16 protein-coding genes and 1 pseudogene are annotated in these 12,632 nt (G+C 72.2%); 6 read left to right on the top strand and 11 right to left on the bottom strand.

Features of this window, described 5'->3' with window-relative positions; translation table 11 throughout:
• Position 1: 1 nt before the first annotated feature.
• The 3 genes from ACFPZJ_RS04540 to ACFPZJ_RS04530 are packed head-to-tail and all read right to left on the bottom strand — an operon-like array spanning position 2 to position 1,133.
• Entirely contained in the window at positions 2 to 418 is a 417-nt protein-coding gene (locus tag ACFPZJ_RS04540; protein ID WP_381017521.1) for a PRC-barrel domain-containing protein, read from the bottom strand.
• Positions 415 to 996 (bottom strand): PRC-barrel domain-containing protein, encoded by a 582-nt coding sequence (locus tag ACFPZJ_RS04535; protein ID WP_381017519.1) that lies wholly within the window; start codon positions 994 to 996, stop codon positions 415 to 417. The genes ACFPZJ_RS04540 and ACFPZJ_RS04535 overlap by 4 nt, the downstream gene beginning before the upstream one ends.
• Positions 993 to 1,133: a hypothetical protein gene (locus ACFPZJ_RS04530; RefSeq protein WP_381017517.1), complete on the bottom strand. Its 141-nt coding sequence runs from the start codon at positions 1,131 to 1,133 to the stop codon at positions 993 to 995. Before ACFPZJ_RS04530 ends, ACFPZJ_RS04535 begins: the two co-directional genes overlap by 4 nt.
• 192 nt (positions 1,134 to 1,325) lie before the next feature.
• Between ACFPZJ_RS04530 and ACFPZJ_RS04525 the strand changes: the two genes are divergently transcribed.
• Positions 1,326 to 1,778, top strand: a complete 453-nt coding sequence (locus ACFPZJ_RS04525) for an ATP-binding protein (protein ID WP_381017514.1) — start codon at positions 1,326 to 1,328, stop codon at positions 1,776 to 1,778.
• A 323-nt stretch (positions 1,779 to 2,101) separates the two neighbouring features.
• On the opposite strand, the gene ACFPZJ_RS04520 is transcribed toward ACFPZJ_RS04525, so the two are convergent.
• Complete coding sequence (locus ACFPZJ_RS04520) at positions 2,102 to 2,989, bottom strand: RNA polymerase sigma factor SigF (RefSeq protein ID WP_381017512.1); 888 nt, start codon at positions 2,987 to 2,989, stop codon at positions 2,102 to 2,104.
• A gap of 280 nt (positions 2,990 to 3,269) precedes the next feature.
• On the opposite strand from ACFPZJ_RS04520, the gene ACFPZJ_RS04515 reads away from it, so the two are divergent.
• Positions 3,270 to 3,746 (top strand): helix-turn-helix domain-containing protein, encoded by a 477-nt coding sequence (locus ACFPZJ_RS04515; RefSeq protein WP_381017510.1) that lies wholly within the window; start codon positions 3,270 to 3,272, stop codon positions 3,744 to 3,746.
• Between the two features lie 25 nt (positions 3,747 to 3,771).
• Here the strand turns inward: ACFPZJ_RS04515 and ACFPZJ_RS04510 are convergent, their stop codons facing one another.
• The 3 genes and pseudogenes from ACFPZJ_RS04510 to ACFPZJ_RS04500 all read right to left on the bottom strand — a co-directional run.
• On the bottom strand, positions 3,772 to 4,374 hold the full coding sequence (locus ACFPZJ_RS04510) for a ClpP family protease (protein ID WP_381017507.1): 603 nt from the start codon (positions 4,372 to 4,374) through the stop codon (positions 3,772 to 3,774).
• Positions 4,374 to 5,030: an ATP-dependent Clp protease proteolytic subunit gene (locus ACFPZJ_RS04505; RefSeq protein WP_381017504.1), complete on the bottom strand. Its 657-nt coding sequence runs from the start codon at positions 5,028 to 5,030 to the stop codon at positions 4,374 to 4,376. The genes ACFPZJ_RS04510 and ACFPZJ_RS04505 overlap by 1 nt, the downstream gene beginning before the upstream one ends.
• A 143-nt stretch (positions 5,031 to 5,173) precedes the next feature.
• Positions 5,174 to 5,412 (bottom strand): annotated as a pseudogene (locus ACFPZJ_RS04500) (epoxide hydrolase N-terminal domain-containing protein); the annotation flags it as partial.
• A gap of 133 nt (positions 5,413 to 5,545) precedes the next feature.
• Here ACFPZJ_RS04500 and ACFPZJ_RS04495 point away from each other — a divergent pair.
• Entirely contained in the window at positions 5,546 to 6,028 is a 483-nt protein-coding gene (locus ACFPZJ_RS04495; protein WP_381017502.1) for a VOC family protein, read from the top strand.
• 69 nt (positions 6,029 to 6,097) lie between these two features.
• Here ACFPZJ_RS04495 and ACFPZJ_RS04490 read toward each other — a convergent pair whose 3' ends face one another.
• The gene (locus ACFPZJ_RS04490) at positions 6,098 to 7,003 is read right to left on the bottom strand and encodes an SGNH/GDSL hydrolase family protein (RefSeq protein ID WP_381017499.1); all 906 of its coding nucleotides are present in this window, start codon (positions 7,001 to 7,003) and stop codon (positions 6,098 to 6,100) included.
• A gap of 113 nt (positions 7,004 to 7,116) precedes the next feature.
• Positions 7,117 to 8,127 carry a zinc-binding alcohol dehydrogenase family protein gene (locus ACFPZJ_RS04485; protein ID WP_381018958.1) on the bottom strand — a complete coding sequence of 337 codons (1,011 nt, stop codon included), beginning with the start codon at positions 8,125 to 8,127 and terminating at the stop codon, positions 7,117 to 7,119.
• 153 nt (positions 8,128 to 8,280) lie between these two features.
• Between ACFPZJ_RS04485 and ACFPZJ_RS04480 the strand changes: the two genes are divergently transcribed.
• Both ACFPZJ_RS04480 and ACFPZJ_RS04475 read left to right on the top strand, forming a co-directional pair.
• A complete protein-coding gene (locus ACFPZJ_RS04480; RefSeq protein ID WP_381017496.1) occupies positions 8,281 to 9,081 on the top strand; it encodes a VOC family protein in 801 nt (266 codons plus the stop codon).
• A gap of 37 nt (positions 9,082 to 9,118) precedes the next feature.
• Positions 9,119 to 9,817: a ribonuclease H family protein gene (locus ACFPZJ_RS04475; protein WP_381017493.1), complete on the top strand. Its 699-nt coding sequence runs from the start codon at positions 9,119 to 9,121 to the stop codon at positions 9,815 to 9,817.
• Positions 9,818 to 9,839: 22 nt separating this feature from the next.
• On the opposite strand, the gene melC2 is transcribed toward ACFPZJ_RS04475, so the two are convergent.
• Complete coding sequence (gene melC2, locus ACFPZJ_RS04470) at positions 9,840 to 10,661, bottom strand: tyrosinase MelC2 (protein ID WP_381017490.1); 822 nt, start codon at positions 10,659 to 10,661, stop codon at positions 9,840 to 9,842.
• Between the two features lie 37 nt (positions 10,662 to 10,698).
• Positions 10,699 to 11,076 (bottom strand): apotyrosinase chaperone MelC1, encoded by a 378-nt coding sequence (gene melC1 / locus ACFPZJ_RS04465; protein WP_381017487.1) that lies wholly within the window; start codon positions 11,074 to 11,076, stop codon positions 10,699 to 10,701.
• Between the two features lie 339 nt (positions 11,077 to 11,415).
• Between melC1 and ACFPZJ_RS04460 the strand changes: the two genes are divergently transcribed.
• A complete protein-coding gene (locus tag ACFPZJ_RS04460) occupies positions 11,416 to 12,627 on the top strand; it encodes an FAD-dependent monooxygenase (protein WP_381017485.1) in 1,212 nt (403 codons plus the stop codon).
• The last annotated feature ends 5 nt before the right edge of the window (positions 12,628 to 12,632 follow it).

Here is a 12,632-nt window from a genome sequence, read left to right as displayed (position 1 = left end):
CTCAGCCGGCCCGCACCACCAGGGCATAGTCGCCCAGCCCCAGCAGCCGGTCGGCCGGCACGTCACCGAGTGTGGTACGGACCACCTCGATGCGGCCGGTGCCCGGGTCGAACACCGCGTCCTGAACCGTTCCGCGCTCGTCGCCCGCCTCGGTGAGGACCCTGCGGCCGAGCAGGTCGTGGTGCGGCGGGGACGCGTCCGGGGCGGTGGTCGAGCGGACCAGCACGGCGTCCGGGCCGAGGGCGTGCAGGGCACCCCACGGCAGCGCGGTCTCCCTGCGGGACCGCCGGCCCCGGACACGGACGTGCGTGACGACACCGGACGCGGCGTCCACGGTCAGGGCCCGCACGGCGCCGATCTCGTCCGCCTCCGCCAGCGTGACCACGGGCAGCCCCCGGGCCTGGGAGAGCAGCATCACGGCGTGTCCTTCCGGGAGTGGTGGAAGGCGCCGACCCGGGCGACGAAGGCCGGCAGGTCGTCGGCGACGTACCGGGTGGCGTCCGCGGGGATGACCAGGGCCCGGCCGGAGACGGCGAGCGTCTCGCCCCGGGGCACGTACACCCGGCGCCGGTGCCGCCGCGAGCCCGGTACGAGCGACCGGTGCGCGGCGATCCGGAACCCGACGACCCGGCCGCTGGTGCCGCCCTCGACCACCACGTCGAGCACCGTGCCGACCTCGGTGCCCGCGTCCGTGAGGACCTGAGCTCCGAGCACCCGCCCGCGCAGCGCCTCACGGCGCGCCACCACGGCGTCCGTGGCCACCAGGACGTCCGGATCACGGATCATGACCGCGTCGTGCCCCAGGGAGTGCACCCCGGACCAGGGCAGGCTCTGCTTCAGGGGACCCGAGAGCAGGCCGCGGCCGCTGAGGGTGAATCCCGTCACACGCCCCGCGGCGGCGTCGAAGACGGTGTCCTTGACCTGGGCGACCGCGTCGCCGCCCAGCGTGACCACCGGCCGGGTCGTCAGGCTCCGCGCCGCCATCAGCTCGCTCATCGCCCGCCCTTCCCGCCGGGCCGGCGCCGGACCGCGACGACCGTCCCCGACCGCCGGGCGGCCTGCACGGCGAGCGTCAGCACGGCCACGGCGGTGACCGCCGCGACCGCCACGACCAGCCACATCCACCAGGCCACCGCGCACCTCCGGCGAGCCGGACCCGGCCGCCGTCGGCCGGCTCCGTGCCCCTCCCGAGTGCCCCACGCGACCCCGACGATGCCGTACGCATGCGGCGGCGAACACATTTCTGAGTGGACTGCGGAGCCCGGCTCGGGGTACGAGGACTGATGCAGAGCGTCCGGCCAGTCCGGCATCCGAGAGAGAAACGCATGATCGAGCACCTGGACGGGGCAGTGATACCGACTGGTTTCGACGTGCCCGTGGAACCGCTGCGGCGGGCGGCACACTACACCGGCGAGCCGGGATGCATCGCCGAGGCACGGTCCTTCGCCGCGCACTTCCTCGACCAGCTCAGGACCGAGTGGTGCGCCGCGATCGACGACCGCGTCGACGGTGCCGTCCTGCTGGTGGTGAGCGAGCTGGTCACCAACGCCGACCGGCACAGCAACGGGCCGTACATCCTGGAGCTGGAGGGCACGGACGCCTCCGTGACGGTGGCGGTCTACGACAGCAGCGCCGCTCTGCCCCGCATATTTCCCCGCAACCCCGAGCGCATCGGCCGGCACGGCCTGGAGATCGTCCACGCGTTGGCCGACGAGGTCACCGTCGAGCGCGTGCCGGTCGGCAAACGCGTACGCGCCGTGCTGAGCCTCACGACCTGACCGGTCGGGCGCGTTCCCGGCCGAGCCTGCCGGCCCCGAAGACACACATGCCGTCCCACCCGCGAGGGCGAGGCGGCTGCCGTCTTCCTCTGATCCGTGCCGTACGAGCGCGCTGTGGCGTTCCGGAGACTCCCCACGACTGCCCACCACTCCCCGGTACGCGCGCCGTCCGCGTTCCGACCACGCCCCGGCCGTGCGCGCCGTTGCCTCCCAGAGCAAGTCCCCGTGTGCGCGCACGCCGTCGCGCGCAGACGACGCACGACGACCCGCGCCGGGGCGCGTCTGAGGCGTGCGCCCCAGCGGGCGCACGCCTCAGACCGTGCTCAGGCGCAGCCGAGCTCGCCCAACATGCCCTCGCGCAGCCGGGTGATGATCCGCTTGATCAGCCGTGAGACATGCATCTGTGAGCAGCCGAGCCGTTCGCCGATCTCCGCCTGGGTGGCCTCCTCGACGAACCGCATATGGATGATCTGACGGTCGCGTTCACTGAGCTCGGCCATGAGCGGGGCGAGTGAGTGGAAGTCCTCGACGAGCCGCAGTCCGTCCTCCTCCACACCGATGAAGTCGGCCAGGACCGCCTCGCCGCTCTCCGGCCCGTCGCCGGTGAGGGCGGCGTCCAGCGAGGAGGAGTTGTACCCGTTGGCGGCGATCTGTCCCTCGATCACCTGGTCCTCGGAGATGTTCATCAGCGTGGCGAGCTCGGCGACGGTCGGCTCGCGGTCCAGTCGGCTGGCGAGCTCCTCGCGCGCCTTGGCGAGCTCCACGCGCAGCTCCTGGAGCCGCCGCGGCACGTGCACGGCCCAGGTGGTGTCGCGGAAGAACCGCTTGATCTCGCCCACGATGTAGGGAAGCGCGAAGGAGGTGAACTCGACCTCGCGCGACACCTCGAACCGGTCGATGGCCTTGATCAGGCCGATCATGCCGGTCTGGACGATGTCCTCCATGTCGTCGCCACGGCCCCGGAACCGGCCGGCCGCGAACCGCACCAGGGACATGTTCATCTCGATGAGGGTGTTGCGCGCGTACTGGTACTCGTGCGTGCCCTCTTCGAGCTCCGTCAGGCGCTGGAAGAACTGACGGGACAGTTCCCTGGCGTCCCGTGGCGCCACGGCCCGCGGGTCCACGACTCCGGGCAGGGGTCCGTCACCCGTCCTGGCCTCGGTGTTCTCCTCGACAACCTGCGCCTCCGACCGGATCACGGCGGTGTCCATCACCTTCTACCTCTCCCACGAAAGTCACGGCTGGGCATCTGCTCGGGGTCCTTCCGGCTTGCGGGTACCCAGGTCCTGACGGACCATGCCCACAGTATGAGCAGGCAGGCGCGAAAGTGTTGCCGTGCCCCCGTGCCTTCCGGTGACGGAGAGGGTGCCGCGCTGGCCCGAACGGGTCACAACTTGCGAACAGGACCGCCGGGACGGGCCGCCGCCGTATTCCACCCAGGGCGCAATGCCGGTCCCTTGCCCCGGCGTCGCCCGCTCCTAGGCTGAAGGAGTGACCAACCAAGCGTCGAACGAAGCCCGCGTCCTTCCGTTGCGCCCGCAGCCCGCCGACCGCCCGGCTCCGCCCCAGCGGAGGGCGCCCGCACCGCGGCCCGCCGTCATACCGCCGGGCCGGGGATCCACCGCCCCCGCTCCCCGGGAACCCCTGTGGCGTGACCTGGTCGGTGAGGTCCTGCGGAACGAACGCCTCACACAGGAACGGACGTTGAAGGACGTCGCCGACGCCGCCCGGATCTCCATGCCGTATCTGTCGGAGGTGGAGCGCGGCCGCAAGGAGGCCTCCTCGGAGGTCCTCGCGGCCGCCGCCCACGCCCTCGGCCTGAGCCTGGGCGACCTGCTGGCGCGGGCGCACGGCGAACTCGTCCGCATCACCTCGCGGCACACCGCCGCGGGCCGGGGCGTTTCCGCTTCGCCGCACTCCTCGCGAGCCTCGCACACCTCGCACGGCGGGCTCTGCCTGGCCGCCTGACGCCGTCCGGACGCCGGCCGGCGCCTCAGATCCCCACGAGGCGCCGGCTGAGGACCTCGTCGGCCAGGCCGTAGGCCACCGCCTCCGGCGCGGTGAACACCTTGTCGCGGTCCATGTCGGCGCGCAGCGTCGCCACGTCGTGGCGCGTGTGCCGCGCCAGCACCTCCTCCACCTGGGAGCGGATCCGCACCATCTCCTTGGCCTGGAGGAACAGATCGGACGCCGTGCCCCGCTGTCCGCCGCTGGCCGGCTGCCCGAGCAGCACGCGCGCGTGCTCCAGCACGAACCGCCGCCCGGGGTCCCCGCCGGCCAGCAGCACGGCCGCCGTGGACGCCGCCTGACCCACGCAGAACGTCGAGATCGGCGCCTGCACGAACGTCATCGTGTCGTAGACGGCCATCAGCGAAGTGAACGAGCCGCCGGGGGAGTTGATGTAGATCGCGATCTCGCTCTCCGGTGCCGCCGATTCCAGATGCAGGAGCTGCGCGATGACGACGTTGGCGACGCCGTCGTCGATCTCCGTGCCGAGGAAGATGATCCGCTCGTTCAGCAGCAGGCTGAACACGTCGAAGGACCGCTCTCCCCGCGGGGTGCGCTCGATGACGTTCGGAATCGTGTAGCTGCCCATCACTGCAGTCCCATCCTGCGTCGGGTCGCGGCCGGGCGGATGTCGTCGAGCGACTCCACGATCCAATCCACCATGCCGTACTCCCTGGCCTCCTCGGCCGTGAACCAGCGGTCCCGGTCGCCGTCCCGGGAGATGGTCTCAGGGCTCTGGCCGGTGTGCTCGGCGGTGATCCGCTCGATGGTCCGCTTGGTGAACTCCAGGTTCTGCGCCTGGATCTCGATGTCGGCGGTGGTGCCGCCGATCCCGCCCGACGGCTGGTGCATCATGATCCGCGCGTTCGGCAGGGCGTAGCGCTTGCCGCGGGTGCCCACGCTGAGCAGGAACTGTCCCATGCTGGCGGCGAAACCCAGGGCGAGCGTGGAGACGTCGTTCGGGATGAGCCGCATCGTGTCGTAGACGGCCAGGCCCGCGTGGACCGAGCCGCCGGGGGAGTTGATGACCAGGCTGATGTCGGTACGCGGGTCCTCCGCGGACAGGATCAGCAGCTGGGCGCAGACACGGTTCGCGGAGACCTCGTCGACCTGGGTGCCCAGCAGCACGATCCGCTGGGCGAGCAACTGGGCGGCCAGGTGGTCGTCGAACCGCGTCGGAGGGGTGTCGCCCTCCTCCGCCCGGGGCAGCGGAGCCGGGGCCGAACCGGCGGTGAATGGAGACATAGGCGCTCCTGGTCGTTGCTTGACGTCGCTCGTCGTCACGCGGCGGATGTCGCCGCGGTCCCCACTGTCGGCCGATGACACGTCAGTCGGGGGATTTCTACGCCCGCGGCAGATTCGCCGAGGGCAGAGCGTTCAGGTGCATGCGGCCACTCGTTCAGCCGGCCTGGGCGGCCCGCCGGTCGTCGTCGTGCCGCCAGTACCGCACGAGTTCCCGCAGGTACTCCAGCGGCACGCCGTACGCCCACCCAGCGCCCGGCAGCTCGTCGGGCCGGCGGGTGCGGTCGAGACGGTCGTGGAGGTCGTCGAGGTCGCTCCGCGGGATGCCGAGGCGGAGGGGACGGATGCCGTGGTCGGCGGGCGAGAACGTCGTCGTGGCCGCGATACTGGTGACGTGTCCTCAGGCGGCCGTACGGAGGTACCCGCCCCCGCCCGGGTCGCCCACCGTCGGACCGATGAGTTTTCCGGCCGGCGCCGGTCGATACAGGTGACCGTGTTCACCGCCCCAGGAGGACCTCATGACCACCGACGGATTCACCACGTGCCTCTGGTTCGACGGCCAGGCCGAGGAGGCCGCGCACCACTACGTCTCGATCTTCAAGAACTCCCGCATCGGCCGGACCGTCCGCTACACCGAGGCCGGCCCGGGCCCCGCCGGCACGGTCGTCACCGTCGAATTCGTGGCCAACGGCCAGCGGTTCGTCGCGCTGAACGGCGGTCCCGAGTTCAAGTTCACCGAGGCGATCTCCTTCCAGATCGAGTGCGACGACCAGGAGGAGGTCGACTATTACTGGACCAAGCTCACCGAGGGCGGCGGCGAGCCCGGCCCCTGCGGCTGGCTCAAGGACAAGTACGGGGTGTCCTGGCAGGTGGTCCCGAAGCGGCTGATCGAGATGGTCAGCGACACCGACCAGGACAAGGCGGCCCGCGCCACCGAGGCCATGCTGTCGATGGGCAGGCTCGACATCGCGGAGCTGGAGAGGGCGTACGCGGGCGAGTGAGGCGTCCACGGCGCGGGGCCGCCCTCCCGGCGAGCTGCGCCAAGGGCTCCCGTCGGCCGCACCGCGCGGTCAACGCACCGCCCGCCGAACGGCTTCGGTGATCTCCCGCGCGATGCGCAGGATGCCGGGGGAGCGTACCGGGCAGGGTTTCGGCGTGGACGTCGTGGGAGCCAGGCAGAAGTGCAGATAGTCGTCGTCGCGGTGCAGCGCCGTACGGTCGCGGCCCGGCTGGGTGCAGTAGTCGGGATGGGCCCGCTCGTAGCGGGTGCAGGGCAGGTACTGCGTCCACGTGTAGCGGGCCGAGGCCGGGCTCACCGCCTTGCCGGCGTCGGCGACGACACCCCCCGAGGCGGCCGCCTGCCTCCGGTACAGGGCGTTCACGCGCCGGACCCGGTCGGGGGTGATGGGGTCCGGGCCCTGCAGCACCCACACGATCCTCGGGGGCCGGGGCCCGCCGGCCCCGGTGATCTGGTCGGTGAGCCTGCGCGCGTCGGCCTCGTACCGTGCGAGGTACTTCGCGCGGGAGGCGTCGTACGTGATGCCGTCCATGCACGGTGTGTAACCCCAGGCGTTGCCCCAGAACTGGAGGACGACGACGTCCGGCCGCAGCGACCGCACCAGCGCGGCCGCCTTGTCCCCGGCCGGGACCAGCGACCGCTTCGCCGTGCCCTCCAGGTAGTCGCACAGGGTGGTCCCCGAGTACGGGGCGCTCGTGTACCTCGCGCCCAACTGCTTGCGCAGCTCCCGCCCGAGCACCTTCTGGTTCTCCATCGCGAGCGAGTCCCCGAGGTACAGCACGGTGGGCGCCTCGACGGGCGCGGCGCTCGCGCTCGGGGAGACGGCGGGCCGCTGGTGCCTGGTCGCCGACGCGCTCGGCGAGGCGGGCGGCGGCTCCTCGGGGGCGGACGAGGGGTCCGCGCACGCGCCGAGCAGCACACCGGCCAGCACCAGTCCCACGACCCACGGCTTGCGCATACGGCAACTCCCGCCCGGCCACCGAAACGGCTCCCCAGGCAAGCACAGACCGCCCCCGGGGGGAAGGCACGCGTCGGCCATCTACTCCTGTCCACAGGTGTCTTGACGACGCGTCAGAAGGCGTTGTCGTTCACCAGCACCGTCCCCCCCTCCAAGCCTCCCGCCTTGAGATCGGCCAGGGCCTGTGCGGCCCGCGACAGGGGATACGGACGTGTGGTGGCGTGGACGCCGTGCCGGGCGGCGAGGGCCAGGAACGCGCGGCCGTCCTCGCGGGTGCTGGAGGTGACGCTGCGCACCTGCTTCTCGTAGAACAGCTCGCTCTCGTAGTGCAGCGGCGGGATGTCGCTCAGGTGGATCCCCGCGATCGCCAGGGTGCCGCCCCGGTCGAGGGCGCGCAGCGCGACCGGGACCAGTTCGCCCGCCGGGGCGAACAGGATCGCGCTGTCCAGCGGCTCCGGTGGCAGCGCGTACGCGTCCTGCGCGGAGGCCGCCCCCAGCTCCAGCGCCAGCCGCCGCGCGGGGGCGGCCCGCGTCATGACGTGCACGGTCGCGCCCTCGGCCAGCGCGATCTGCGCACACAGATGGGCGCTGCCCCCGAACCCGTACAGCCCGAGCCGTCCGCCCGGCGGCAGCGCCGCCCGCCTGAGCGCGCGGTACCCGATGATGCCCGCGCACATCAGCGGCGCGAGGGCGACGTCGTCCACCCCGCGGGGGAGCCGGTGGGCGAACGACGCCGGTACGGTCGTGTACTCGGCGTAACCGCCGTCGGCGTCCCAGCCCGTGTACCGCGACGACGGGCACAGGTTCTCGCTGCCGCGCGCGCAGTAGGCGCAGCTGCCGTCGGTGCGCCGCAGCCAGGCCACCCCGACCCGGTCACCGGCGGAGAAACCGCTCGCCGCCGCCCCGGCCCCCGCCACCACGCCGACGACCTCGTGCCCGGGCGTCACCCCCACCCGGCGCACCGGCAGGTCGCCCTCGGTGACGTGCAGGTCCGTACGGCACACCCCGCAGGCGCGCACCCGTACCAGCAACTCGTCGTCCCCGGGCACCGGCACCGGCTTCTCGGTCCACCGCAGGGACCCCTCCTCGACCGGCCCCGGCCGCACCACCGACCACGCGCGCATCGTTCCGTCCGGCATGGCGCTCCCCGTCCCGACGCAGACCGGCCCCGCGTTTCCAGTCTGCGGCCGGCCGGGGCCGTTCGGCGCGCGAGCCGCCGTCCGGATGACTAGCGTGAGGGAACGGACCAACCACCCGATTCCGGAGGGGGCGCGATCATGGCCGTCCAACCTGAGGGAGCCCCTTGCTGGGCCGACGCGATGTTCACCGACCTCGAAGGAGCCAAGACCTTCTACGGCGATGTCCTCGGCTGGACCTTCAACGAGGCCGCGACGGAGTACGGCGACTACACCGAGGCCTACGCCGACGGCAAGGCGGCGGCCGCCGTCGTCCCGCCCATGCCCGGCCAGGAGGGCAGGTCCCAGTGGTGCCTGTACTTCGCCGCCGAGGACGCCGCGGCCACGGCGGCCCGCATCCGCGAGAGGGGCGGCGAGGTGGTGATGGAGCCGATGCGGGTCGGCGACTTCGGCACCATGTGCCTGGCCCGCGACCCCGGTGGCGTGCTCTTCGGCCTGTGGCAGGCGGGCACCCACGAGGGTTTCCAGGCGGAGATGGGCGCACCGGGCGCCTTCTGCTGGGCCGAGGTCTTCACCCGCGAGCCGGAGAAGTCCGACGCGTTCTTCCCGGCCGTCTTCGGCTACCGGGTCCAGCAGATGCAGGACGACGCGACGGACTTCCGCGTGTACAACCTCGGTGAACGACCCGCCCTCGGCCGGATGACCATGACGGACGACTTCCCGCCCGAGATGCCGCCCTACATCAACGTCTACTTCGGCGTCGCCGACTGCGACGAGGCGGTCTCCAAGGCCACCAAGCTCGGCGGGACGCTGCAGTTCGGCCCGATGGACACCCCGTTCGGGCGGTTCGCCGCGCTCACCGACCCGCAGGGCGCCAACTTCTCGGTGATCGACACCACCAGGACCGAGGGCGAGATGCCGGGGATGACGGACGTCTCCTGACCCGCCTCCGTGAGCCGGTGCCCCGTCCGCCCATGGCATGATCGTGCCCATGCGTGAACGTGTTGTGGCCGCGTGCGACGGGGCTTCGAAGGGAAACCCCGGCCCGGCGGGCTGGGCCTGGGTGGTCGCCGACGAGACGGAGACCCCGGACCGCTGGGAGGCCGGGCCGCTGGGCAGGGCCACCAACAACGTCGCCGAACTCACCGCGCTGGAGCGGCTGCTGTCGGCGACCGACCCGGACGTGCCGCTGGAGATCCGCATGGACTCCCAGTACGCCATGAAGGCCGTCACCACCTGGCTGCCCGGCTGGAAGCGCAACGGCTGGAGGACGGCCGCGGGCAAGCCGGTCGCCAACCAGGACCTCGTGGTGCGCATCGACGAACTGCTCACCGGCCGCACCGTCGAGTTCCGCTACGTCCCCGCCCACCAGGTCGACGGCGACCCGCTCAACGACTTCGCCGACCGTGCCGCCAGCCAGGCCGCCACCGTGCAGCAGGCGGCGGGCAGCGCCCTCGGCTCCCCGCAGCCGCCGCCCTCCCCGGACGCACCGCCGGCGAAGGCGTCGCGCCGCCGCGCCCCCACCTCCCGGCAGCGCGGCGGCTCCTCCCGCACCATCAAGGCCAAGTTCCCCGGCCGCTGCCAGTGCGGCCGCTCCTACGCGGCCGGTGAGCCCATCGCCAAGAACGCGACGGGCTGGGGACACCCGGAGTGCCGTACGGCGGCCGAGAGCGCCTGACCGGGCGCCCGGGGCCCGCCGGTCAGGCGTCGAAGGTGTAGAACGCCGTGTGGTCCAGCAGGTCGGCCGGGCGTACGTCGTTCCACGGCTTCATCGTCTCGTTCAGGTCCACCACGTCGCGCGTGCCGCCCGCCGGAAGGTAGCCGGAGCCGGGGTGCCGGCGCTGCCAGTCGGCCCACAGTTTGTCGATGTAGGCGTGGTGCAGCCAGAACACCGGGTCGTTGGGGGAGACCCCGGTGGCCATCTGCCCGCCGACCCAGACGTGGACGCGGTTGTGCAGATTGACCCCGCGCCAGCCCTCCAGATGGTTGCGGAAACCGTCCGAGGCGCTGTTCCAGGGTGCCGTGTCGTACGTCGATATCGACAGCACGGACTCGACATCGGCCGGCGTCGGCAGCTGACGCCCCCCTGCGCCGAGCGAGCGCCGCAGGAACGTACGGCCGTCGACCCGGACCGTGATCGGCCAGTTCCCGGTGGACGCGGCGAACGGACCGTCCGTCACCTGCCCGTCCCGGCTGCGCCCGGTGCCGCCGAGGAAGTCCGGCGCCCACAGCGAGGAGCGCACCGAACGGTCGGTGCTCCAGTCCCAGTACGGCAGCGCCACCGCCGCGTCCACCTGCTGCAGCGCCCGTTCGAAGTCGAGCAGGAATCTGCGGTGCCAGGGCAGGAAGGACGGTGAACGGTGGCCCGTCCGCTCGCCGGTGTCGGTGTCGGCGACGATGAAGGCGTTGTGCGTGGTGACGAACTCGTCGTAGCGGCCGCTGCGCTTGAGCTCCAGGACCGCGGCGACGAAGCGCCGCTTCTCGTCGGCGGTCAGGGCGGCCTGGTTCTTGCGGACGGTCATGTGCGGATACTCCCGGTGTCTTGCGGGGGCGGGGCGGTCAGTTGGCGGGGAACGGCAGGAGCGGGGCGCCCCGCAGCTCGTCCACCGCGGCGCGGGCGGCGGCGCGCGGGGTGGGCACCGGGTCGTAGTGGCTGACGACGCTGATCCAGCTGCCGTCGGCGTTGCGCATCACATGCAGTTCCACCCCGTCGACGAACACGGCGTATCCCGGGCCGTGGTGGTGATGGCCGCCGCCGGTGACCGGCCGGCCCTGTATCCGGCGACCCCGGTAGACCTCGTCGAAGGCCTCGGGTGAGCCGTCGTGGTGGCGACTGCCGTGGGCGGAGGCGGAGGGAGCGGCGGCGCTGTGGGCGCCGGCGGCCACCGCGACGGCGGCCGCGGCGGTGAGCGCGCGGCGACGGCTGAGTTCGGGCACAGGGACCCCCTGGGTTCGTTCGGCTGGTGATCCCGCATGCCTACCGGCCCGGCCGGGAACGGGAGAAATCGCCTCGGGCCGGTTGGCCGAGATCCGGGCAATTCCCCCTATGTGGTGCAAGGTTGAACCAAGATGATCTTGCTCGGGGTCGAGTTCGGGGGTATGCGGAACGGGAAATTCCTTGCGAGGAAAGCGCTGTCTCGAGTGATCTTTGGCGACGTTCCCCCTCCCGAGTGGGGTGCCTCACGCCGCGAAGATGGCGCGATCAAGAGGTCCGACCCGAGTCGGTACCTACTGCTACCCTGCGTCATCACGTCGAAGCAATGAGTAACTGTCGGAGTGCGCGTGAAGGTCGCCTGCGTCGGTGGCGGGCCCGCCGGCCTCTACCTCTCGATCCTGCTGAAGCTGCAGGACCCCTCCCACGACATCACCGTCCACGAACGCAACCCCGAGGGCTCGACCTACGGCTGGGGCGTCACGTACTGGCGCGCTCTGCTCGACCGGCTCCAGGAGCACGACCCGGAGACGGCGCGCGCCCTCGACGAGAACTCCGTGCGGTGGACCGACGGTGTCGCCCACGTACGGGACCTGACGACCCGGCACAGCGGCGACCAGGGGCACGGCATCGGCCGCCACCGCCTGCTGGAGATCCTCGCCGCACGGGCCCGCGCGCTCGGCGTCCGGCTGGACTTCGAGCACGAGATCACCGCCGAGACCCTGCCCGCCGACGCCGACCTGGTGGTGGCCGCCGACGGTGTGCACAGTGCGCTGCGCAGCCGCCACGCCGACCATTTCGGCACTCGCCTCACACCCGGCCGCAACCGGTACGTCTGGCTCGGCACCAGCAAGGTCTTCGACGCCTTCACCTTCGCCTTCGTGGAGACCGAGCACGGCTGGATCTGGTGCTACGGCTACGGCTACGCCGACGACCGCAGCACCTGCGTCGTCGAGTGCTCACCGCGGACCTGGACGGGACTCGGGTTCGACCGTGCGAGCCAGGCCGACGGACTGGCCCTGCTGGAGAAGCTGTTCGCCGGCGTCCTGGACGGCCACCCCCTCATCGGCGGCTCCGGCGGAGCCCCCTGGCTGACCTTCCGCACCCTGACCAACCGCACCTGGCACCGCGACAACCTGGTGCTGATCGGCGACGCCGCCCACACCACGCACTACTCCATCGGGGCGGGCACCACGCTCGCCCTGGAGGACGCCATCGCCCTGGCCGGCGCACTGCGCGCGCACTCCGCACTCCCGCAGGCCCTCGCCCACTACGAGCGCGAACGCCGCGCGGCCCTCCTGCCCGTGCGGAGCGCGGCCCGCTACAGCGCCCAGTGGTACGAGAACCTGCCGCGCTACATTCACCTGCCCCCGGAGCGGATGTTCGCCCTGCTCGGCCAGCGCCACTCGCCCCTGCTGCCCCACGTCCCGCCCCAGCTGTACTACCGACTGGACCGGGCGGCCGGACGGCTGGACTCCCTGCGCCGCCTCAAACGCTGGCTGGGACCGAAGCTGGCCCGCACCGCGCACGCCCGGACACTGACCCCCGAGGACTGACCTCG

The sequence above is a fragment of the Streptomyces bullii genome (assembly GCF_042657145.1).
Classification (GTDB): Bacteria; Actinomycetota; Actinomycetes; order Streptomycetales; family Streptomycetaceae; genus Streptomyces; species Streptomyces bullii.
This window is presented reverse-complemented; position numbering and strand designations above follow the sequence as displayed.

Coding starts and splice junctions, on each gene's coding strand:
- ACFPZJ_RS04535 (WP_381017519.1), bottom strand. CDS start 996: ATGAGCGAGCTGATGGCGGCGCGGAGCCTGACGACCCGGCCGGTGGTC.
- ACFPZJ_RS04525 (WP_381017514.1), top strand. CDS start 1,326: ATGATCGAGCACCTGGACGGGGCAGTGATACCGACTGGTTTCGACGTG.
- ACFPZJ_RS04520 (WP_381017512.1), bottom strand. CDS start 2,989: ATGGACACCGCCGTGATCCGGTCGGAGGCGCAGGTTGTCGAGGAGAAC.
- ACFPZJ_RS04510 (WP_381017507.1), bottom strand. CDS start 4,374: ATGGGCAGCTACACGATTCCGAACGTCATCGAGCGCACCCCGCGGGGA.
- ACFPZJ_RS04505 (WP_381017504.1), bottom strand. CDS start 5,030: ATGTCTCCATTCACCGCCGGTTCGGCCCCGGCTCCGCTGCCCCGGGCG.
- ACFPZJ_RS04495 (WP_381017502.1), top strand. CDS start 5,546: ATGACCACCGACGGATTCACCACGTGCCTCTGGTTCGACGGCCAGGCC.
- ACFPZJ_RS04490 (WP_381017499.1), bottom strand. CDS start 7,003: ATGCGCAAGCCGTGGGTCGTGGGACTGGTGCTGGCCGGTGTGCTGCTC.
- ACFPZJ_RS04485 (WP_381018958.1), bottom strand. CDS start 8,127: ATGCGCGCGTGGTCGGTGGTGCGGCCGGGGCCGGTCGAGGAGGGGTCC.
- ACFPZJ_RS04480 (WP_381017496.1), top strand. CDS start 8,281: ATGGCCGTCCAACCTGAGGGAGCCCCTTGCTGGGCCGACGCGATGTTC.
- ACFPZJ_RS04475 (WP_381017493.1), top strand. CDS start 9,119: ATGATCGTGCCCATGCGTGAACGTGTTGTGGCCGCGTGCGACGGGGCT.
- melC2 (WP_381017490.1), bottom strand. CDS start 10,661: ATGACCGTCCGCAAGAACCAGGCCGCCCTGACCGCCGACGAGAAGCGG.